The sequence below is a fragment of the Streptomyces olivaceoviridis genome, assembly GCF_014650115.1.
In the GTDB taxonomy this organism is placed as follows: domain Bacteria; phylum Actinomycetota; class Actinomycetes; order Streptomycetales; family Streptomycetaceae; genus Streptomyces; species Streptomyces olivaceoviridis.
The window spans coordinates 50,776-71,491 of sequence record NZ_BMUI01000013.1 but is presented as its reverse complement, the minus strand read 5'-3'; the positions used below and the strand labels follow the sequence as shown (position 1 = coordinate 71,491).

General features: G+C 71.5%; 24 protein-coding genes and 2 pseudogenes. 15 read left to right on the top strand and 11 right to left on the bottom strand.

Annotated elements, in window-relative coordinates:
* Positions 1 to 88: 88 nt before the first annotated feature.
* Positions 89 to 1,045, bottom strand: a complete 957-nt coding sequence (locus tag IE273_RS24100; RefSeq protein ID WP_189817256.1) for a hypothetical protein — start codon at positions 1,043 to 1,045, stop codon at positions 89 to 91.
* The gene (locus IE273_RS24095; protein ID WP_189817255.1) at positions 1,042 to 1,383 is read right to left on the bottom strand and encodes a PadR family transcriptional regulator; all 342 of its coding nucleotides are present in this window, start codon (positions 1,381 to 1,383) and stop codon (positions 1,042 to 1,044) included. Before IE273_RS24095 ends, IE273_RS24100 begins: the two co-directional genes overlap by 4 nt.
* A 698-nt stretch (positions 1,384 to 2,081) precedes the next feature.
* Here IE273_RS24095 and IE273_RS45215 point away from each other — a divergent pair.
* The 10 genes and pseudogenes from IE273_RS45215 to IE273_RS24050 form a co-directional block, all read left to right on the top strand.
* A pseudogene (locus tag IE273_RS45215) lies at positions 2,082 to 2,495 on the top strand (DDE-type integrase/transposase/recombinase); the annotation flags it as partial.
* A 91-nt stretch (positions 2,496 to 2,586) separates the two neighbouring features.
* On the top strand, positions 2,587 to 2,769 hold the full coding sequence (locus IE273_RS24090) for an integrase core domain-containing protein (protein ID WP_189817254.1): 183 nt from the start codon (positions 2,587 to 2,589) through the stop codon (positions 2,767 to 2,769).
* A 672-nt stretch (positions 2,770 to 3,441) separates the two neighbouring features.
* Positions 3,442 to 3,720 (top strand): type II toxin-antitoxin system Phd/YefM family antitoxin, encoded by a 279-nt coding sequence (locus tag IE273_RS24085; RefSeq protein WP_189817253.1) that lies wholly within the window; start codon positions 3,442 to 3,444, stop codon positions 3,718 to 3,720.
* A gap of 226 nt (positions 3,721 to 3,946) precedes the next feature.
* A complete protein-coding gene (locus tag IE273_RS24080) occupies positions 3,947 to 4,249 on the top strand; it encodes an urease subunit gamma (protein ID WP_014671284.1) in 303 nt (100 codons plus the stop codon).
* A gap of 9 nt (positions 4,250 to 4,258) precedes the next feature.
* Positions 4,259 to 4,570, top strand: coding sequence for an urease subunit beta (locus IE273_RS24075; RefSeq protein WP_189817252.1), 312 nt, complete (start codon positions 4,259 to 4,261; stop codon positions 4,568 to 4,570).
* Positions 4,563 to 6,284 (top strand): urease subunit alpha, encoded by a 1,722-nt coding sequence (locus tag IE273_RS24070; RefSeq protein WP_189817251.1) that lies wholly within the window; start codon positions 4,563 to 4,565, stop codon positions 6,282 to 6,284. The genes IE273_RS24075 and IE273_RS24070 overlap by 8 nt, the downstream gene beginning before the upstream one ends.
* Positions 6,284 to 6,958: an urease accessory protein UreF gene (locus IE273_RS24065; RefSeq protein WP_189817250.1), complete on the top strand. Its 675-nt coding sequence runs from the start codon at positions 6,284 to 6,286 to the stop codon at positions 6,956 to 6,958. Before IE273_RS24070 ends, IE273_RS24065 begins: the two co-directional genes overlap by 1 nt.
* A 61-nt stretch (positions 6,959 to 7,019) precedes the next feature.
* Positions 7,020 to 7,697 (top strand): urease accessory protein UreG, encoded by a 678-nt coding sequence (ureG, locus tag IE273_RS24060; RefSeq protein ID WP_189817249.1) that lies wholly within the window; start codon positions 7,020 to 7,022, stop codon positions 7,695 to 7,697.
* Entirely contained in the window at positions 7,685 to 8,452 is a 768-nt protein-coding gene (locus IE273_RS24055) for an urease accessory protein UreD (protein WP_189817248.1), read from the top strand. The genes ureG and IE273_RS24055 overlap by 13 nt, the downstream gene beginning before the upstream one ends.
* Before the next feature lie 174 nt (positions 8,453 to 8,626).
* Positions 8,627 to 10,192: an alpha/beta hydrolase gene (locus IE273_RS24050; protein ID WP_189817247.1), complete on the top strand. Its 1,566-nt coding sequence runs from the start codon at positions 8,627 to 8,629 to the stop codon at positions 10,190 to 10,192.
* A 63-nt stretch (positions 10,193 to 10,255) separates the two neighbouring features.
* Here IE273_RS24050 and IE273_RS24045 read toward each other — a convergent pair whose 3' ends face one another.
* Positions 10,256 to 11,278: an NAD-dependent epimerase/dehydratase family protein gene (locus IE273_RS24045; protein WP_229887461.1), complete on the bottom strand. Its 1,023-nt coding sequence runs from the start codon at positions 11,276 to 11,278 to the stop codon at positions 10,256 to 10,258.
* A gap of 58 nt (positions 11,279 to 11,336) precedes the next feature.
* Positions 11,337 to 12,059, bottom strand: a complete 723-nt coding sequence (locus IE273_RS24040; protein ID WP_189817387.1) for a lysophospholipid acyltransferase family protein — start codon at positions 12,057 to 12,059, stop codon at positions 11,337 to 11,339.
* A gap of 356 nt (positions 12,060 to 12,415) precedes the next feature.
* Here IE273_RS24040 and IE273_RS43715 point away from each other — a divergent pair, with 356 nt between their 5' ends.
* From IE273_RS43715 to IE273_RS24025, 5 genes and pseudogenes are all read left to right on the top strand, one after another.
* Positions 12,416 to 12,589, top strand: a complete 174-nt coding sequence (locus IE273_RS43715; protein WP_229887459.1) for a hypothetical protein — start codon at positions 12,416 to 12,418, stop codon at positions 12,587 to 12,589.
* 54 nt (positions 12,590 to 12,643) lie between these two features.
* Positions 12,644 to 13,006, top strand: a complete 363-nt coding sequence (locus IE273_RS43710) for a hypothetical protein (protein ID WP_229887457.1) — start codon at positions 12,644 to 12,646, stop codon at positions 13,004 to 13,006.
* Positions 12,958 to 13,323 (top strand): annotated as a pseudogene (locus tag IE273_RS45540) (AbeC-like domain-containing protein); the annotation flags it as partial. The gene IE273_RS43710 and the pseudogene IE273_RS45540, both read left to right, overlap by 49 nt.
* A gap of 160 nt (positions 13,324 to 13,483) precedes the next feature.
* On the top strand, positions 13,484 to 13,894 hold the full coding sequence (locus IE273_RS24030) for a DUF6153 family protein (RefSeq protein WP_189817246.1): 411 nt from the start codon (positions 13,484 to 13,486) through the stop codon (positions 13,892 to 13,894).
* A gap of 93 nt (positions 13,895 to 13,987) precedes the next feature.
* Positions 13,988 to 14,629, top strand: coding sequence for a DUF305 domain-containing protein (locus IE273_RS24025; RefSeq protein WP_189817245.1), 642 nt, complete (start codon positions 13,988 to 13,990; stop codon positions 14,627 to 14,629).
* Between the two features lie 48 nt (positions 14,630 to 14,677).
* Here the strand turns inward: IE273_RS24025 and rocD are convergent, their stop codons facing one another.
* From rocD to IE273_RS23990, 7 genes are all read right to left on the bottom strand, one after another.
* Positions 14,678 to 15,895 (bottom strand): ornithine--oxo-acid transaminase, encoded by a 1,218-nt coding sequence (gene rocD / locus IE273_RS24020; protein ID WP_189817244.1) that lies wholly within the window; start codon positions 15,893 to 15,895, stop codon positions 14,678 to 14,680.
* The gene (gene ddaH / locus IE273_RS24015; protein ID WP_189817243.1) at positions 15,895 to 16,704 is read right to left on the bottom strand and encodes a dimethylargininase; all 810 of its coding nucleotides are present in this window, start codon (positions 16,702 to 16,704) and stop codon (positions 15,895 to 15,897) included. Before ddaH ends, rocD begins: the two co-directional genes overlap by 1 nt.
* 153 nt (positions 16,705 to 16,857) lie before the next feature.
* The gene (locus tag IE273_RS24010; protein WP_189817242.1) at positions 16,858 to 17,343 is read right to left on the bottom strand and encodes an Lrp/AsnC family transcriptional regulator; all 486 of its coding nucleotides are present in this window, start codon (positions 17,341 to 17,343) and stop codon (positions 16,858 to 16,860) included.
* Positions 17,344 to 17,380: 37 nt separating this feature from the next.
* The gene (locus tag IE273_RS24005) at positions 17,381 to 17,560 is read right to left on the bottom strand and encodes a hypothetical protein (RefSeq protein WP_189817241.1); all 180 of its coding nucleotides are present in this window, start codon (positions 17,558 to 17,560) and stop codon (positions 17,381 to 17,383) included.
* A gap of 91 nt (positions 17,561 to 17,651) precedes the next feature.
* Positions 17,652 to 18,602, bottom strand: a complete 951-nt coding sequence (locus IE273_RS24000; RefSeq protein ID WP_189817240.1) for a cytochrome c oxidase assembly protein — start codon at positions 18,600 to 18,602, stop codon at positions 17,652 to 17,654.
* Between the two features lie 100 nt (positions 18,603 to 18,702).
* Complete coding sequence (locus tag IE273_RS23995; protein WP_014671267.1) at positions 18,703 to 19,728, bottom strand: 6-phosphofructokinase; 1,026 nt, start codon at positions 19,726 to 19,728, stop codon at positions 18,703 to 18,705.
* Between the two features lie 252 nt (positions 19,729 to 19,980).
* Positions 19,981 to 20,709 carry a type 1 glutamine amidotransferase gene (locus IE273_RS23990; RefSeq protein WP_189817239.1) on the bottom strand — a complete coding sequence of 243 codons (729 nt, stop codon included), beginning with the start codon at positions 20,707 to 20,709 and terminating at the stop codon, positions 19,981 to 19,983.
* Positions 20,710 to 20,716: the final 7 nt, after the last annotated feature.

Below are 20,716 nucleotides of genomic sequence, written 5' to 3'. Positions count from 1 at the left end.
GTTTCTTCCGTTGAGGGGAGTTGGGTCACGCACGTCTTGTGGCACGACGTGGGCCGCCGGGCTCGGCCGACCCACCAGGGGTCCGCTCCTATTCGGGGAGCGCCTGCCCCTGTTGGCGCTGGGCTGTGATTGCCAGGGCGGGTAGGGGCGCGATCAGCAGGAGGAAAACGACCAGGTCCGGAAGGGACTGCATGAACGCGTCAGGCTGGACGACGATCGCCTGCGTGCGGACGATCGCGACAGCCGCGACGGGGATCAGCCACCGGTGGTCGCCGGTGGCGGCCGTCGCCACCCACGCGCCGAGCAGCGCGGTGACCTCGAGGACGAACAAGCCGCGCTGGAAGGCCGGACTGACGGAGATGATGTGCAGGCCCCCGGCCACGAACATGGCGAGCACGACAGGGGCCAGCCAGCGGTAGGAGTGGCGTCGCAGGCGGCTGGGACGGCAGAGCGCCAGCACGGCGCACGCGGCGCACAGTGTCCCCGAGAGCACCAGGTCACGGGCTGTCAGCGGGGCGCCCAACCCGTAGTAGCTCAAGCCCGCCTTGCCCTCGCTGCCGAACAGGGTGCGGCCGTGGGTCGTGGCGCCGGCCCAGATCATGGCTGCCGCGGCCGGCAGCGCGATCCACGCTCTGCCACGCAGCAGAGCGGTCAGGCAACCCAGCGGGAGCAGCCCGTAGGGCAGCAGCCGTATCCGCGTGGGACCTCCGGCCCACGGATACCAGCCGGAGAAGTGGAAAGCGATGGCATGCTGTCCGGGGTCGATGTGCAGTGCCCAGTGCCACACGTCCTGTAGGTACGGAACCAGCGCCAGCGCGGCGAGGGCCAGGGCGGCCAGGTGGATGCCGTCCAGCCACCACGGACGAGCCGCGTCGTCGACGACGGCACGGGCGCGGGCCTGCACCCCGGCACACGCCAAGGCGGCAACTTCCCGTGGCGGGGGCCAGGAACGGCCGGGATACGCCTCGGCCAGACAGGCCAGCAACTCCTCTCCTTGCAGGGAACGGTAGGACTTGGGATAGGCCGCAAGCAGCAAACGGTTCATGCCGGGGCCGCTCCGGCATCCCGCGAGCGTCCGATGACGACAGCCGCCGCCTGCTGCATCCGCAGCGCCTCCCGGCCGAGCGCCCCGGTGCCGTCCTCGGTGAGCCGGTAGTAGCGCCGCGCCCGCCCGTCCACGATCTCCTCATGGTCGGCGGCCAACAGCCCGGCCCGCTCCAACCGTTCCAGCGCGCCGTAGAGAGTGCCGACAGCGATCCGGAGCCGCCCGTCGCTGGCCCGCTCGGCAGCCTTGATGATGCCGTAACCGTGCAACGGTCCATCCATGAGCGAAGCCAGGATGAAGTACTGCGGTTCCGTCAAGGACGGGTTCTGGCGTGTCATGCGTCGAATATATATCGAGCCGCGAAGTATCCTGCCGACCCTGGGTGATCATCGGCGGCACCTCCACGCCCGCGGCGAGCGTCACCCTCCCCCAGCCGGCGGGCGCGACGGCGGTCTCCTCGACACCCCCGCGCGGCGTTGACGGATGCCCACCGCGACCTGGTCCGGGAGCCATGTCATTCCCACCGTGTCCGCCGGACCCGACTCGTCTCCGATGAATCTTCCATGGACGAGACTCTGTTCACCCGGGCCGACAGGGCGCAGCCGGCGAGGCAGAGTCCGCTGAGGCCCGGCCCGAGCGGCCGCTTCCCCAGTGCCTCCGGGAAGCGTAGATCGCCGCCTATGGCCGTCTGCCATGCCCCGTCGATGATTCCTCTCGGAAGGTCTTAATCCGGTTAAGGGCAGCCGGACTCACCGAACTCCTGGCCCGCGCACTCCGGGACCGCGGCCGCGAGGTCGAGCACCTACACGTCCATCTGCCACGCGTCCTCAAGACGCCCGCCGGGCCCCGCGCCACCAACCCCGAGCAGGAGACCGCCCGATGACCCGTCGCTTCCGCCGCTGCGGCGGCAGGCCAAGCACGGGCCAGGCCGGCTCGCTGCCGACCTACAGCGGCTGCACGGCGTCACACTCGCGCCTGCGACCGTTCACCGCATCCTGGTGAGGCGAGTACTCACCCGGCTCCGGGACCTCGACCTATCGGCCGGCGAGCAGCTGCGCGAGGTCATCCGCTACGAGCACGACGGGGTCGGTGGCCTGGTCCACGTCGACGTCAAGAAGCTCGGACGCATCCCGACCGGCGGCTGGCGGATGCACGGCGTCGGTACCGAGTCCGCCCGCGCCTGCCAGCGCACCGGTCCCGGCACCGGCAAGGTCGGATACCGTACCTGCATTCGGCGCTCGACGACCACTCCCGGCTCGCCTATACCGAGGCCCTGGACGATGAGAAGGCCGTCACCGCGGTCGTCTTCTGGCACCGGGCCGTTGCCGTCTTCGCCGCCCACGGCATCACACCGATCCGCCGCTGCCTCACCGACAACGGCGCGTGCTACCGGTCTACGACCTGGGCTGACGCGCTCGCCGCGACCGGTACGAAGCACAAGCGGACAAGGCCGTACACGCCGCGCACGAACGGGAAGGTGGAGAGGTATCACGGGACGCTCTCCCGCGAGGGGGCGTACGTCCGCGACTACACAACCGAGCGTGAACGCCGTCGCACTCGCGGAATTCGTGAATTACTACAACCACGAGCGGCCGCACGCCGCGCTCGGCGGCCGGCCGCCCTTCAGCCGGACCGCCGGGAGCGACTACCGGATCGTCTTCGACCAGCCGCCCGAACCACTCGCGGACATCCCGCAGCAGCTCACCTTCGAGGACTTCGTGTAACCAAGGTCCCGAGACACCACACCTAACGGCAGGACGCATCCTGGCCGGCGGGCGCACTGCCCGCGGGACTTCCCGGCCGACAGCCTCCGGCCGCTCAGCGAACGCATGACACGTGACATGGATCGGGCCGCCCCAGGGACATGGCAGGAGTGGACGCAGTACCAACGGCCGATCCACGGCCCCTGTCTCGCCGCGATGGACTGGGTCGCCACCCGGCTCGGAGCACCGATGACCATCTCCGCCGGACACGCCGACGCAATCGTCGACATTCACTGCCCCACAGTAGGCAGGCCGCCACGGACGTCACTTGCTGGAGCCTCGGACCGCCCGTGGGGCAGTGGGGTGGCGCAGAGGGGCGCGGCACCGCAAGGATGGGCCGGACCACCAGCCCCGAGGGTATGGAGGCTGGGTGGAGATCCGCCCAGCCTTCGGTGCGTCGACGGGCAAGCCACCCGGCCGGCCGGAGTTCTGCGCAGGGCCGGTCGAGCGGGGCGTTCCGCTGCACCGGAGACCTGCCAGGATTCAGTGCGACCAGATAGCTCTTCGTCTCACTTCGTCTCACACATTTCTCACAGACGAGAGCGCAGGGGAGTACACGAGAATCCCTGACCTGGACATTTGATGTCGGCACAGACCACGGTGGACCAGGTAGACCCGCCGTAAACTAGGGGTATGGCCTACGAGATTCCGGTGACGCAAGCCAGGGCTGAACTCGCCGACCTGATCAACCGCGTGGTGTACGGCGGTGAGCGCGTCGTCGTCACCCGGCACGGCAAGCCGCTGGTGGCGCTGGTCTCGGCCGCCGATCTGGAACGGCTCGACGCCCTGGACGAGCCGGCCGAGGAGCAGATCATCAGCTCGGTCTCCGGAGTCCACGAGGCCGGTTCCGCGCCCCGCGAACAGCGCCGCTTCGGGATCGCGGCGGAGCACCGGAGGCCGGGCGCCTCCTGATCGCCTTGTCTCCACGGGAGCCCATCGGTCGGTCATGGGCCGGCCAAGGTCTGGTTAACGTCGTTGAAACTCCGGCGTTCTAGCCTGCCGATCCACGCCACCAGGGGTTTTTCTGCCCGGATTGACGAAACTCCGGGGATTTGTCTGTGTGTTACACCTGTCCCCGTCGTGGTGGCTGCGGCAACCGGACCCCGCACGGTCCGGAGCGAGGACTGTGAGGTGGGACGTGCAACTGACCCCGCATGAGCAAGAGAGGCTGCTGATCCATGTGGCGGCCGACGTGGCCGAGAAGCGCAGGGCCCGCGGTCTCAAGCTCAACCACCCGGAAGCGGTCGCCCTCATCACGTCGCACATCCTGGAGGGCGCGCGGGACGGCCGCACCGTCGCCGAGCTGATGTCCTCCGGCCGCAAGATCCTGACCAGGGACGACGTGATGGACGGGGTCGCCGAGATGATCCATGACGTCCAGGTCGAGGCCACCTTCCCGGACGGCACCAAGCTCGTCACCGTCCACGAGCCGATCATCTGAGGGGCCGCGATGATTCCCGGAGAGATCCTGTTCGCGGACGCCCCCGTCGTCTGCAACGCGGGCCGCGAGGTCACCCGGCTGACCGTCCTCAACGCCGCCGACCGGCCGGTCCAGGTCGGCTCCCACTACCACTTCGCCGAGGCCAACCCCGGTCTGGAGTTCGACCGCGCCGCCGCCCGCGGCAAGCGGCTGAACGTCGCCGCGGGCACCGCCGTCCGCTTCGAGCCCGGTATCCCCGTGGCGGTCGAGCTCGTGCCCCTGACCGGCGCCCGGATCGTGCCGGGGCTGCGCGGGGAGACCGGAGGTGCCCTCGATGCCTGAGATCTCCCGCGCCGCCTACGCGGACCTGTTCGGCCCCACCACCGGCGACCGGATCCGGCTCGCCGACACCGATCTGCTCATCGAGATCGAGGAGGACCGCTCCGGCGGCCCCGTAAGCTCCGGGGACGAGGCGGTCTTCGGCGGCGGCAAGGTCATCCGCGAGTCCATGGGCCAGTCCCGCGCCACCCGCGCCGAGGGCACCCCCGACACCGTGATCACCGGCGCCGTCGTCGTCGACCACTGGGGCGTCGTCAAGGCCGACGTCGGCATCCGCGACGGACGGATCACCGCCCTCGGCAAGGCCGGCAACCCGGACACCATGGACGGCGTCCACCCCCACCTGGTCATCGGTCCCGAGACCGAGATCATCGCCGGCAACGGGCGCATCCTGACCGCCGGCGCCATCGACGCGCACGTCCACTTCATCTGCCCGCAGGTGGCCGACGAGGCGCTGGCCTCCGGCGTCACCACCCTGGTCGGCGGCGGCACCGGACCCGCCGAGGGCTCCAAGGCCACCACGGTCACCCCCGGACCCTGGCACCTGGCCCGGATGCTGGAGGCGATGGAGGCCTACCCCGTCAACGTGGGCTTCCTCGGCAAGGGCAACACCGTCAGCCACGAGGCGATGCTCTCCCAGATCCGCGGCGGCGCCGTCGGTCTCAAGCTGCACGAGGACTGGGGCTCCACGCCCGCCGTCATCGACGCGGCGCTCACGGTCGCCGACCGCACCGGCATCCAGGTCGCCATCCACACCGACACCCTGAACGAGGCCGGGTTCGTCGGCGACACCCTCGCCGCCATCGCGGGCCGGGGCATCCACTCGTACCACACCGAGGGCGCCGGCGGCGGCCACGCCCCGGACATCATGACGGTCGTCTCGCAGCCGAACGTCCTGCCCAGCTCCACCAATCCGACCCGGCCCTTCACCGTCAACACGACCGAGGAACACCTCGACATGCTGATGGTGTGCCACCACCTCAACCCGGCCGTCCCCGAGGACCTGGCGTTCGCCGAGTCCCGGATCCGGCCCTCCACCATCGGGGCGGAGGACATCCTCCACGACCTCGGCGCGATCTCGATCATCTCCTCCGACTCCCAGGCGATGGGGCGGGTGGGCGAGGTGATCCTGCGCACCTGGCAGACGGCCCACGTCATGAAGCGCCGGCGCGGTGCCCTGCCGGGCGACGGCCGTGCCGACAACCACCGGGTCCGGCGCTATGTCGCCAAGTACACGATCAACCCCGCGCTCGCCCAGGGCCTCGCCGCCGAGATCGGCTCCGTCGAGACGGGCAAGCTCGCCGACCTGGTGCTGTGGGAACCCGCGTTCTTCGGGGTCAAGCCGCTCCTCGTCATCAAGGGCGGGCAGATCGCGTACGCGCAGATGGGCGACGCCAACGCCTCCATCCCCACCCCGCAGCCGATCCTGCCCCGCCCGATGTACGGCGCCATCGGCCGGGCCCCCGCCGCCAACTCCGTCAACTTCGTCGCGGACCTGGCGATCGAGGACGGGCTGCCGGAACGGCTGGGACTCGGCAAGCGGTTCGCGGCGATCGAGTCGACGCGCGCGGTCACCAAGGCCGACATGCGCGAGAACGACGCCCGGCCGGACGTGAGGATCGACCCCGACAGCTTCGCCGTGCACATCGACGGCGAACTCGTCGAGGCCACCCCGGCCGCCGAACTGCCCATGGCCCAGCGTTACTTCCTCTTCTAGTGTCCAGGGCAGCACTGCTCGTCCTGGCCGACGGCCGGTTCCCCGCCGGAGGGCACGCGCACTCCGGCGGGGCGGAGGCCGCCGTCAAGGCGGGCCGCATCACCGACGCGCCGGGCCTGGAGGAGTTCTGCCGGGGCCGGCTGCACACCTCCGGGCTGGTCGCGGCGGCACTGGCGGCGGCGGCCGTCCTAGGCGCCGACCCGGGCGAGCTGGACGCGGCGGCCGACGCGCGTACGCCGTCCCCGGCCCTGCGGGCCGCCGCGCGACGCCTCGGCCGGCAGTTGCTGCGGGCCGCGCGGGTGACCTGGCCGTCCGCCGAACTGGACGCCGTGGCACGCCGGTTCCCCAAGGGCGCGCATCAGCCCGTCGTGCTCGGTCTCGCCGCCCGGGCGGCCGGGCTCGCACCCGAGGACGCGGCCCACTGCGCGGTGTACGAGAGCGTGAGCGGGCCGGCGACGGCCACCGTGCGGTTGCTGAGCCTCGACCCGTTCGACGCGACCGGGGTCCTCGCCCGGCTGGCCCCCGAACTGGACCGCGTGGCGGACCGTGCCGTGGAGGCGGCGCGGCGGGTGGCCGACGAGGGGGTCGACGCGCTGCCCGCGGCGTCAGCGCCCCTGCTGGAGGTGGGTGCGGAGTGGCACGCGGGCTGGCCCGTGCGGCTGTTCGCGTCATGAGTCCGCCCACCCGCACACCCGACGCGCTCGGCTGAGAACCGACCGATCACAGGAGCCGTACATGCACCTCGACCACACCCACCCCGCCCCCGCCGCCCTCAGCGCGGACGCGCGCCGCCCCGACGGGACCCGCCGGGCCCTGCGGATCGGGCTCGGCGGCCCGGTCGGGTCGGGCAAGACCGCCACCGTCGCCGCCCTCTGCCGGGCGCTGCGCGAGCAATTGTCCCTCGCCGTCGTCACCAACGACATCTACACCCGCGAGGACGCCGAGTTCCTGCTCCGGGAGGCCGTGCTGCCGCCCGAGCGGATCACCGCCGTCGAGACGGGCGCCTGCCCGCACACCGCGATCCGCGACGACATCTCCGCCAACCTCGAAGCCGTCGAGGACCTGGAGGACGCGGTCGGCCCCCTGGACCTGATCCTCGTCGAGTCCGGCGGCGACAACCTCACCGCCACCTTCTCCAAGGGGCTCGTGGACGCCCAGATCTTCGTGATCGACGTGGCCGGCGGCGACGACATCCCGCGCAAGGGCGGACCGGGCGTCACCACCGCCGACCTCCTCGTCGTCAACAAGACCGACCTCGCCCCGCACGTCGGCTCCGACCTCGCCCGGATGGCCGCCGACGCCAAGGCACAGCGGGCAGAACTCCCCGTCGTCTTCCAGTCGTTGCGCGGTGGGACCGGTGTCGCCGACGTGGCCGCCTGGGTCCGGGAGCGGCTCGCCGCATGGACGGCGTGACCGTCACCGGAGTCCGGGGGAGCGCCCGGATCGTCGCCCGCGCCGACGGCCGCGGCGGTACGGCCCTGCCCGTCCTGGACGGCGAGGGCCCACTGGCGCCGCGCCGCACCCGGTCGGCCGGAGCCGAGGCGAGGGTCATGGTCGTCGGCGCCATGAGCGGGCCGCTCGGCGGGGACCGCTTCACGCTGGCCGCACGGGTGGAGGAGGGCGCCCGGCTGCACGTGGGGTCGGCCGCCGCCACCCTCGCCCTGCCGGGACAGGCCAAGGGCGAGGCCCGGTACGACGTTCGGCTCGACGTGGCCGACGGTGCCGAACTGCACTGGCTCCCCGAGCAGTTGATCTCCGCAGGCGGCAGCGACCTGCGCGTCACCACCCGGGCCGACCTCGCCGCCGGCGCCCGGTTCGTGCTGCGCGAGGAGCAGGTGCTGGGGCGGGCCGGGGAACCGTCCGGACGCCTCACCAGCCGGCTCACCGTGCGGGTCGCGGGCCGGACCGTACTGGACCAGGAACTGGCCTGCGGTCCCGGCGCGCCGGGCGGCTGGGACGGGCCGGCCGTGCTGTCGGGGTATCACGCGGTGGGGCAACTCGTCGTCGTACGACCGGAGTTCGCCGAGGCTCCGGTGACCGCGCGGATGCTGGGGGAGTGTGCCTCGCTGGTGCCCCTGGCGGGTCCCGCCGCCCTCGTCACCGCCGTCGCGCCGGACGCCCTGCTACTGCGAGGACTCCTGGACGAGGCACTGGCCGGGCTCGGCTGAAGCACCCGGGTCCTCCGAGGAACCGAACATGATCATCCGGTTATCGGATTGGTAAAGATAGGTGGCGACCCCTGTTCTCAGCCGACTCACAGCCGAGAGGATCCCCGCCTGACAACCCACAGCGAGGTACGGGGAGGGGCCCACTTGAGGGAGAACAGACCGAAGAGCCGCCTGATGGCACTCGGTTCCGCTGGAGCACTCGTCACCGCCACCCTGATCGCCGGCGCGGTCTCGGCTCCCACGGCCGGTGCCGCAGGCCGGCCCGCGCAGGACCGGGAGGCCAAGGGCGTCGAGATCGCCGCCGCCCGAGCCGCCAAGACGGGCGTCAACTGGCAGGACTGCCCAGCCGACTGGGGGCTGGAGAAGCCCATCCAGTGCGGCTGGGTCAGCGTGCCGCTCGACTACGCCCACCCCTACGGCAAGCAGATCAAGCTCGCCGTGGACCGCATCGGCAACACCGGCACCCAGAGGGAGCGCCAGGGCGCGCTGGTCTACAACCCGGGCGGCCCCGGCGGCTCCGGTCTGCGCTTCCCGCGCCGGGTCACCACGAAGGCCCCGGTCTGGGCGAACGTGGCCAAGGCCTACGACTTCGTCGGCTTCGACCCGCGCGGCGTCGGCCACTCGGCGCCCATCTCCTGCATCGACCCGCAGGAGTTCGTCAAGGCACCCAAGATGGACCCGGTGCCCGACAGCGAGGCCGACAAGACCGCCCAGCGCAAGCTGGCCCGTGAGTACGCGGAGGGCTGCGCCGAACACAGCGGTGCGATGCTGCCGCACATGACCACGCCGAACACCGCCCGCGACCTCGACGTCATCCGCGCCGCGCTCGGCGAGAAGAAGCTCAACTACCTCGGCGTCTCCTACGGCACCTACCTCGGCGCCGTCTACGGCACGCTCTTCCCGGGCCACGTCCGCCGCATGATCGTGGACAGCGTGGTCAACCCCTCCCGCGAGAAGATCTGGTACGAGGCCAACCTCGACCAGGACGTCGCCTTCGAGGGCCGCTGGAAGGACTGGCAGGACTGGGTCGCCGCCAACGACGCCGCCTTCCACCTCGGCACCACCCGCGCCGCCGTCCAGGACAAGTGGCTCCAGCTGCGCGCCACCGCCAAGAAGAACCCGATCGGCGGGGTCGTCGGCCCGGCCGAGCTGATCTCCTTCTTCCAGGGCGCGCCGTACTACGACTCCTCGTGGGTGCCGGTCGCCACCGTGTTCAGCAAGTACTTCGCCGGTGACACCCAGGCGCTGGTCGACGCCGCCGCCCCCGACCTGTCGGACACGGCCGGCAACATCAGCGCGGAGAACGGCAACGCCGTCTACACGGCCGTCGAGTGCGCCGACGCCAAGTGGCCCACCGGCTGGCAGAAGTGGAACCGGGACAACACCCGGCTCAACAAGGACTATCCGTTTTTGACCTGGGCCAACGCCTGGATGAACCTGCCTTGTGCCACATGGCCGGGCAAGCAGCACACCCCGGTCGAGGTCACGACGCACCAGGGACTGCCGAAGGTCCTGATCGTGCAGTCCACGCGTGACGCCGCCACTCCGTACGCGGGCGCCGTCGAACTGCACAAGCGCTTCAAGGGCTCCCGCCTGATCACCGAGAAGAACGCGGGCTCCCACGGTGTGACCGGCCTGGTCAACCCCTGCGTCAACCAGCGCGTCGACGCCTACCTGCTCGACGGCACGCTGGACGGCAAGGACGTGACCTGCGCACCGCACGCCACGCCCAAGCCGTGACCGTACCAGCACGGTGACGAGGGGCGGCCGGACTTTCCCGGCCGCCCCTCTCCCGTACGGCCGCTAAGCCGTGCGCCAGGCGTCCTCCGCCGCGTAGTCGAACAGGGCCGGGTAGGCCTGGGCGAGCAGCGGAAACGCCTCGCGCCAGTCCCGGCCGTGCAGCGCCCGGGTCAGCCACTCCACCGTCTCCGGCAGGCTGTCGGCGTACGACACCACCGGCCGGTAGCCCAGCTCCCGCTCGGCGGCCGACATGTCGCACACCACCGGCCGCGGCACCGACCACGGCGTCTGACCCACCGAACCGGCCGGCGGCCCGTCGAGGTGCGCGGTGCGGGTCTCCACCCCCATCACGGCGTCGATAGCGGCACCGATACCGGCGACCGTCGGCGCCTGACCGTCACAGGCGTTGAGCACCCGGGAGCCCGGCCGGGCCGCCGCCAGCCGCACCAGTTCGGCGATGTTCCGGGCACTCGCCGGATGGAACCGGCTCTCGCCCCGGTACGCCAGCACCCGGTCGCGCCGCCCGTCCAGGTTCCGCCGCACGAAGTACAGTTCGCGCGGCAGCGGGCTGTACGGCCCGTGCACCGCGCCCGCCCGCAGTACCGTGACCGGCAGCCCGGCGCCGCCAGCGAGGAGTTCCCGCTCCAGCGCGGCCTTGCGGGTGCTGTAGGTGGCCTCGCCCGGAGCGACCGTCGGCTGGGTCTCGGGGACCGGTACCGGGTAGTCGGGGAAGCCGTCCGGCTCGCCCATCGTGTCGAAGCCCCGTCCCGCGCCGTCCTCGTACACGGACACACTGGAGATCACCACCGCCGAGCCGATCCGCCCCGTGAGCCCCGTCACCTGCCGGGCGTGCCCGGCGTCGTAGGCGACCACGTCGACCAGCAGGTCGCAGCCGTCGCCCACCACCGCGGCCAGGGCCGTGTCGTCGGCGCGGTCCAGCCGTACCGTCCGCACCCCCTCGTCCCACGCCGCGTCCCGGGCGCCGCCGCGCGAGGCGGCCGTCACCGCCCATCCGTCCCGCGCCAGCGCCTCCACCACCGGACGCCCGATCTGCCCGCCCGCCCCGATCACCACAGCTGTCTTCATACGGCGAGCCTAGGCATCCGGCCCCGGCCCGCTCCCCTCCTTCTGCCGAGGGCAGAGGTCAACTGAGCGGCGCGCGGGGGAACCTGCGCTTCGCGTTCTGCTCCGCCGCCTGCCGTTCCTTGACGACGGCCGCGTACTCGTCGACGTACTCCTGCCCGGACAGCGCCAGGATGGAGTAGACGATCTCGTCGGTGACCGCCCGCAGCACGGCCTTCTCGTGCTCCATGCCGGCATGGCGCGAGAAGTCCAGGGGCTCGCCGAAGCGGATGGTCACCGGGTGGATCCTGGGGACGACCTTCCCGGGCGGCTGTGCCTCGAACGTGCCGATCATCGCGCACGGCACCACTGGGACGCCCGCCGTGAGGGCCATCACGGCGACCCCGACCTTGCCCTTGTACAGCCTGCCGTCATGCGAACGGGTGCCCTCCGGGTAGATGCCGAGCAGTTCACCCCTGCGCAGCACCCCGAGCCCTTCCCGGATCGCGGCCTGCCCCGCCTCCTTGCCCGAGCGGTCCACCGGGATCTGCCCCGCGCTGCGGAAGAAGAACGCGGTGAGCCGGCCCTTCACCCCGGGGCCGGTGAAGTACTCCGCCTTGGCGAGGAAGGTGATGCGGCGCTTCAGTATCGCCGGCATCAGGAAGTGGTCGGAGAACGACAGGTGGTTCCCGGCGATGATCGCCGGCCCCGACGCGGGCACGTGCTCCAGGCCTTCGATCCGGGGCCGGAAGACCACTCTGAGCAGCGGGCCCAGGACCACGTACTTGAGCAGGTAGTAGAACACGGCTCGCTCCTCACTCGTCAGCCCAGGGGGCACGGCCATGGGCTGATGTGCACCTGCCGTCATCTGTAGCCATGTTCGGCCAGTCTCATGCTGACCAGGTGCTGCCCGGGCAGAACGGACGTCATCGGTGACGCCCCGGCGTGCCGGGGCTCGATCTGTAACGGTATTGCGGTAGGTGACGATGTCGGCATTGCCGTGCTGTGCGTGTGGTGCACCGTACTGTCGTGGGGTCGTCTACGGGCGGGGGAGCGATGACGCGTTCGACGGTATGCCCCGGATGTGGTCAGGGCGTGGCGACATGGTCCACGCGGTGCGGCGCGTGCGGTACACCCCTGACTGCCGCGCAGCCGGCCGCCGTGCGGACCAACCTTCCCGCCGCCGTGCCGCTCGCGGTCGGCGGGCCCACCATGTGGGGCGGCCCACAGCGCCGCATCCCCGCGATCCGGTGGGGTGGCGGCCAGGATGTCACCAGGTACCTGTGCGCTGCCGCGTACCTGGATCGCGCGTACGCCGAGTTGCTCATCAAGTAGATCGCCGCGGAACCCCACCTGGGGGTGGGGGCCGCCCCGGCATGCGATGTGCCCGTGGTGCTCCGCCACGCCTACGCGGCCAACGCGCGCCGTCACCAGCGGGACCTCCTGCTCACGCCACCGTGCGTGCTCGCCGTGCTCTTCTTCTTATGGGCTCACGACATCGGGGTGACCATGCTGGTGCTGTTCCTGGCCTGGGTCATCGTACTGGCCTTCGAATTGTCGACCCGATACGGCGACCACCTCCAGAGTCTGCGCCCGAACCGGTTCGACCCGGCGGCGGCGCCCCCGCCGCGCAACGCCGACATCGCGGCTCGGCTCAGTCAGATCAGCGCGTACGCCGGCGGAAACACCACCGTGTACAGCGGATATTCGCCCTTCGTCGGCTATGGGGCCCTCTCGACACATGGTCCCTGACGGATCCTCGGTTCCTCGCCGACCCCCTCGGCAGGCCCGTCCCACGGGTGGGCCAGGACCAGATCGACCAGCTGAAGCGCGCGCCCGAGGAAGGCGCCCGCCCCTATCTGGCCGTGCACTCCACGGGTTGGGGCGGTGAACTGGTCGCCTCGCTCTTCCTCCGCTTCGTCCGGTCCGACTCCAACCTGTGCGTGGAAGCGGTTCAGACGGTGTTGTTCCCCCTGGACGACCGCTACCGGATCATCGACACCCTCATGCCCCGGCCCTCCCCGAGCGAGGCGGTGAAGCTGATGTCGGCGACCCTGGCCGGCACCCTCCGCTGGGCACCCTCCGGCCGGAGGGCACCGGGAGCGCCACGGCCACGGGGCCTCGCGCGCCGGAGCGACAGGCTTCCCGGCCGAGGCCACCTCGGCGGACCGGCCGCGACCGGCGTGCCCCCGCACGCCGGCCGCATCCGGCCCTCGTACGATGTTCCCGATGACCGGCACCCGAGCACGCGCCCCGCGACCGCCCCAGCGGCGGCACCGCGGGCTGCTCGTGCTCGCCCTGCTGGCCGGACTGCTCGGGATGCACGCGCTGGCGCCCGGCGGGGGCATGGCGCACGCCGGAGTCTCCGGGCCCGCCCGGGCCGCGCACGGCGCGGTCGCCGTCAGCGCGCCGGACGACTGCCCGGACGCCGCCGGTCACTGCGGCGGCCACCGGCTGCACCACGCCGACCCGAGCTGTGCCTCGGGCGCGCTGGACGGCGGCCCCCAGCTGCCCGTGCCGGCCCCCGACCCGGCGGCCGTCGTCGCACCGGCCGCCTGCCCGCGCCCCGGTCCGGCCACCGCGCCGGACGGCGCCCGTGCCCCGCCCGACCTGACGGAACTCCAACTCCTGCGGATCTAGAGCCGCCCCCGGCCGCCGCCCTGCCACGGCGCAGGTGCCGCGGTCGTGTTCACGCGTGCCCGAAATCCCTTCAGAACAGCAGGAGTTCACCGCATGACCATCCGTACCCTGACGCGCCGTGCCGCCCTCGCCGCGGTCGCCGTGACCGGAGCCCTCGTCCTGGCCGCCTGCGGCGGCGACAACGACAGCGCCGGCGGCGGCACCGGACACGGCTCCTCCGCCGCCGCGAGCGCGACGGCCACTCCGAGCGCGTCGGCCACCGCGCACAACGCCCAGGACGTCTCCTTCGCGCAGGGCATGATCCCGCACCACCAGCAGGCCCTGGAGATGGCGAAGCTCGCCGACGACCGGGCCTCCTCCGCGCGGGTGAAGGACCTCGCCTCGCGCATCGAGAAGGCACAGGACCCGGAGATCCGCACCATGACCGGCTGGCTGACGTCCTGGGGCGAGCAGGTCCCCATGGCCGGCATGGACCACTCCGCCCACTCCGGGATGTCCGGAATGTTCGGGATGATGAGTGAGGCCGACATGACGGCCCTGGAGAAGGCCACCGGCAAGGACTTCGACACCAAGTTCCTGTCGATGATGGTCGGCCACCACGAGGGCGCCGTCGAGATGGCCACCACCGAGAAGGAGAAGGGCCAGTACGGCCCCGCCAGGACCATGGCGGACGCCATCGTCACCGCGCAGAACGCCGAGATCAAGGAGATGAAGCGGCTCCTCGGCACGGACTGACGGCGCGGCGGGCGGGGACCGGTGCCGTCACCGGCCCCCGCCCGTGCCTCAGGCCAGCACCTTCTCCAGGGCCCCCAGCGCCGACCGCAGCTCCTCCGCCGTGATCGTCAGCGGCGGCGCGAGCCGGATCGTGGACCCGTGGGTGTCCTTGACCAGGATCCCCTCGCGCATCAGGCGCTCGCTGATCTCGCGGCCGGTGCCGAGGGCGGGGTCGACGTCCACGCCGGCCCACAGCCCACGCACCCGGAAACCGGTCACGCCCTTGCCGGTCAGCTCGGTCAGCCCGTCCCGCAGCACCACGCCCAGCTCGGCCGCCCGGCGCTGGAACTCACCGGTCTCCAGCAACTCGACCACGGCCGTGCCGACCGCCGCGGCGAGCGGATTGCCGCCGAACGTCGAACCGTGCTCACCGGGGTGCAGCACCCCCAGCACCTCGCGCCGGCCCACCACCGCCGACACCGGCACGATGCCGCCGCCGAGCGCCTTGCCGAGCAGCAGCACGTCCGGGACGACGTCCTCGTGCTCGACGGCGAGGGTACGGCCCGTCCGGCCGAGGCCCGACTGGATCTCGTCCGCGATGAACAGGCAGCCCGTGCGGCGGGTCAGCTCCCGCACCCCGGTGAGATAGCCGTCGTCCGGGATGATCACCCCGGCCTCGCCCTGGATCGGCTCGATCAGTACCGCCGCCGTGGTGTCGTCGACCGCCGCCTCCAGCGCGGCGAGGTCGTTGTACGGCACGATCCGGAAACCGGGCGTGAACGGGCCGAAGCCGGACCGGGCCGTCTCGTCCGTGGAGAAGCTGACGATGGTCGTCGTACGGCCGTGGAAGTTCTCCGCCGCGACCACGATCGTCGCCTGTCCGGCCGGGACGCCCTTCACGTCGTACGCCCACTTGCGGGCCACCTTGATGCCGCTCTCCACCGCCTCCGCGCCGGTGTTCATCGGCAGCACCATGTCCAGGCCGGTCAGCTCCGCGAGCCGCTCGGCGAAGGAGGCCAGCCGGTCGTTGTGGAACGCGCGGGAGGTGAGGGTGAGCCGGTCGAGCTGGCGGTGCGCCGCCTCGACGAGCGCCGGGTGCCGGTGGCCGAAGTTGAGGGCCGAGTAGCCGGCCAGCATGTCGAGGTAGCGGTTGCCCTCGACGTCCTCCACCCAGGTGCCCTCGGCGCGGGCCACCACCACGGGCAGCGGGTGGTAGTTGTGCGCGAGAACCGGCTCCTCCGCGCGGATCAGGTCGTCGGACGTACGGGTGCGCGCGGGTGCGGTCATCAGCGGATCTCCTGGGTGCAGCACTTGATGCCGCCGCCGGCCTTGTGGAACTCGGAGAGGTCGACGGGGACGGGGACATAGCCGTGGCCGGTCAGGCGTTCGGCGAGCGCTTCCGCCTGTGGCGCGATGAAGACGTTCCGGCCGTCGGAGACGGAGTTCAGGCCGAACGCCACCGCGTCCTCGCGGGTGGCGAGCACCGCGTTCGGGTACAGGCGCTTGAGAACCTCCCGGCTGCCCGGCGAGAAGGCCTCCGGGTAGTAGCAGATGTTGTCGTCGTCGAGGACGAACAGCGCCGTGTCCAGGTGGTAGAAGTACGGGTCGACCAGGGTCAGGCCGATCACCGGGTGGCCGAGGAACTCCTGCGCCTCCCGGTGCGCCTCACGCGTCGTGCGGAACCCGGTGCCGGCGAGCACGTACCGGCCCGTCCACACCAGGTCGCCCTCGCCCTCGGTCACCGACTCGGGCCGGTGGACGTCGTAGCCGGCGGCCTTGAACCAGGTGTCGTAGTGCACCGACTCGGGGCGCCGCTCCGGGGCGTGGAACAGGGAGCCGAAGACCCGGCCGCCGACGACGAACGCCGCGTTGGCGGCGAACACCATGTCCGGCAGGCCGGGGACCGGCTCGACGGAGTCCACGGTGTGGCCGCGGGTCCGGTAGGCGCGGATCAGCTGCTGCCACTGCTCCTGGGCCAGGTCCACGTCGACGGGCTTGTCGGGGTGCATCCAGGGATTGATCGCGTACTGGACGGCGAAGTGTCTGGGTTCACAGACCAGAAACCGCCGGGAACGCGGCACACGACTGTCGGTCACAGAGGGTTCCCTCCGCTTTCCTGTGTGTCACTGAGGGGTGACACCACGGTAGGAAGGGAGGAAGACGGGCGACAAGCGAGAAAAGCTGCGCAGACAGGCAGGATCGCTGCGTTGTTGCCGGGCGTCACGCACGACTCCTGCGCGCCGGTCCGGTCACTCGGGGGCCGCGTGGGTGGCGCCCGCTTCCGGGCTTTCCGGGAGCAGATGGGACAGCACCATCACGCTGATCGTCTTCCGGATGAACGGCTCGGCGCGGATCCGCTCCAGCACCTCCTCGAAGTGCTCCACGTCCCGGGCGCGCACGTGCAGCAGCGCGTCGGCGCCACCGGTCACCGTCATGGCCGCCGCGATCTCCGGATGGTTGCGGACGACCTCCGCCAGCCGCCGGGGCGGGGCCGCGCCCTCGCAGTACACCTCGACGTACGCCTCCGTGCGCCAGCCCAGCGCGGACGGCTTGACCGTCGCCGTGAACCCGGTGATCACCCCGGTCTCCCGCAGCCGGTCCACCCGCCGCTTGACCGCGGTGGCGGACAGCCCGATCGCGGCTCCGATCTCGGCGAAGCTGGTCCGGGCGTTCGTCATGAGCGCGGTGATGATCTGGCGGTCCAGCTCGTCGAACGAGGGCGTCCTGCTGTTCATGCGGGCACTGTAGCCAGCCCCGCCCGCCCCGCGCGGCTCACGACTGGGTGACCACCAGGGCGAGCGTCAGCAGCCCCAGCACCACCCATCCGAACCACAGCCAGCCGTTGCCGCCGAGCGCGACCGTGTAGGCGGTCACGACGACCAGCCCGCCGACCGTGAGCGCCCCCATCGTCTTGGTGGAACCGTTCGTGGAACCGTTCGTGGAACCGGGCATCGCGACACCCTCCTCATGGTCCGTCCACGACCATGGTGCCCCGGTTCGGGCCCGGAGGGGACAGCCGCGGCCGGCCCCGGGGCCCGGTGCGCTAGCCCTCGCGCGCGTTCAGCGAGGCCAGGTAGGCGTTGTACGCCGCCAGCTCCTTGTCGCCGTCCCGGTCGGCGGCCCGGTCCTTGCGCTTGGCCTGCCGCTGTTCGGAGCGGTACCACTGGAACAGCAGCGCGATCAGGACCAGCACCGACGGGATCTCGCTGAACGCCCAGGCGATGCCGCCCGCGGCGCTCTGGTCGGACAGCGCGTCGATGCCCAGGGAGGCGGGCGGGTGCTCGAAGGTCTCCACCATCGGCGTCGACGCCATCATCAGCGCGATACCGAAGAACGCGTGGAACGGCATGCCCGCGAACAGTTCCAGCATCCGCATCAGATGGCCCGGCCGGTGCGGGCCCGGGTCGACACCGATGATCGGCCAGAAGAACACGACACCGACCGCGAGGAAGTGCACCATCATCGCGACGTGCCCGGTCTTCGAGCCCATCAGGAAGTCGAACAGCGGGGTGAAGTAGAGGGCGTACAGGCTCGCGATGAACAGCGGGATGGTGAACGCCGGGTGGGTGATGATCCGCATGTACCGGCTGTGCAGCAGCATCAGCAGCAGCTCACGCGGGCCCTTGCGGCCCTTGCCGGCAGCCGGCAGCGCGCGCAGCGCCAGGGTGACCGGGGCGCCGAGCAGGATCAGGATCGGCGACAGCATGCTGATCACCATGTGCTGCACCATGTGCACGCTGAACATGACCATGCCGTAGTCGTTCAGCCTGGTGCACATCACCAGCGCGATGGTGAGCACGCCGACGACGTACGAGACGGTACGGCTCACCGGCCAGGCGTCCCCGCGCCGCCGCAGCCGTACGACACCCCAGCCGTAGAGAGCCAGACCGGCGAGGCAGGCGATGAGGAAGAAGGGGTCCGCCGACCATGCGAGCCCTCGCCCCAGCGTGAACGGCGGCAGATCCATGGTCATGCCGTGCCCGCTGTGATCCATCCTGCGGCTCCTGTTTCGGGGGGTGTGCGAATTCTGTCCCGCCCAAGGGTAGAACTCGTCCCGCCCTCCCCTTCGACCGGGGTCGGGTGCGGCGAGGCCCCTACAGAACGCACTCCGCCTCGTCGTACCGCTCCGCCGGTACGGTCTTCAGCGTCTCCACGGCCTCCGCCAGCGACACCATGACGATGTCGGTCCCGCGCAGCGCCGTCATCATGCCGAACTCACCCCGGTGCACGGCCTCGACCGCGTGCCAGCCGAAGCGGGTCGCCAGCACCCGGTCGTACGGCGTCGGCGTGCCGCCCCGCTGCACATGCCCGAGGATCACCGGCCGGGCCTCCTTGCCGAGCCGCTGCTCCAGCTCGACCGACAGCTGCCGCGCGATGCCCGCGAAGCGCTCGTGGCCGTAGATGTCCTTGCCGCCCTCGTCGAACTCCATGGAACCGGGCCGTGGCTTGGCCCCCTCAGCGGCGACCACTATGGCGAACCGCTTGCCCGCCTCGAACCGCTCGCCGACCTTCTTCGTCAACTCGTCGATGTCGAAGGGCCGCTCGGGCACGACCACGGCGTGGGCGCCGGCCGCCATGCCGGAGTGCAGCGCGATCCAGCCGGTGTGCCGGCCCATGACCTCCACGATCAGGACGCGCTGGTGGGACTCGGCGGTGGTCTTCAGCCGGTCCAGGGCCTCGGTCGCCACGGTCACCGCCGTGTCGAAACCGAAGGTGACATCGGTGACGGCGATGTCGTTGTCGATGGTCTTGGGCACGCCCACGATCGGCAGCCCGCCGTCCGACAGCAGCCGGGCCGCCTTCAGCGTGCCCTCACCGCCGATCGGGATGATCGCGTCCAGACCGAGTTCGGCGACATGGCCCTTGGCCCGCTCCACACCGTCCCGCAGATGCTCCGGGCGGACCCGGGAGGAGCCGAGGATGGTGCCGCCGCGCGCGAGGATGCCGCCCACGGCGTCCAGGTCGAGCTTCAGGTAGTCGCATTCCAGGAGGCCCTTCCAGCCGTCCCGGAAACCGATGACCTCGTCGCCGTGGTCGGCGACGGCACGGTGCACGACGGACCGGATGACGGCGTTCAGGCCGGGGCAGTCGCCGCCGGACGTGAGGACACCAATGCGCATAGCCCGAATACCTTCTCAACGTGGGCCGGGTAACCGGACCACGATGTCCGGCGGATTCCCGGTCACCCTACCGGCGTGAGGGGGTGGCTCCGTAGCGGGCGTCCGCCTGCTGGACGCGCCCGCACATGTGAGCGGACGGGCCGTCAGGCGGGCCCGCCACGAGCCCGCCGGACCACACTGGAATCCGGCTGAAGAACCGGTTACGCGCGCTGCCGCGCAGCTGTTACTACGCCGGCTGCTGCGCAGTCGTCACTACGCCGGCTGCTGCGCAGCCTCGATGCGCTCGTTGCGGAGCGCCTCGTACCAGCGGTCGTCGATCGGCGGCAGCGCGTTGACGTCGAGCGCCAGCTTCAGCAGCAGGTCGGCGATCAGCGGGTTGCGGGCGAGGACCGGCCCGTGCATGTACGTACCGAAGACGGTCCCGTTGTACGCGCCCTCCGTGCCGTCCCCGGTGCCGTTGCCCTTGCCGATCTGCACCCGGGCGAGGGGGCGGGCCGTGGGGCCCAGGTGGGTGACGCCCTGGTGGTTCTCGAAGCCGGTCAGCTGGGGGAGACCGAGCTGCGGGTCGATGTCGGCCAGCACGTCACCGACGCACCGCTCGCCCTCGCCGCGCACCGAGACCACGTCGAGCAGGCCGAGGCCCGGCTCGCGCTGACCGAGGTCGTTGATGAACTCGTGGCCGAGGATCTGGTAGCCGGCGCAGACCGAGAAGACGATCGCGCCGTTCTCCACCGCCCGGTGCAGATGCCCGTCCCGGCGCAGCCGCTCGGCCGCGAGCCGCTGCGGACGGTCCTCGCCGCCGCCGATGAGGTAGATGTCACCGGAGGTCGGGATCGGCTGGTCGCTGCGCACGTCGAGGCGGGCCACGTCCAGGCCGCGCTGCCGGGCCCGGCGCTCCACGACGAGCGCGTTGCCCTGGTCGCCGTAGGTGCTCAGCAGGTCCGGGTAGATCCACACCAGCCGCAGTTGGTTGTCGCTCATGAGGTGA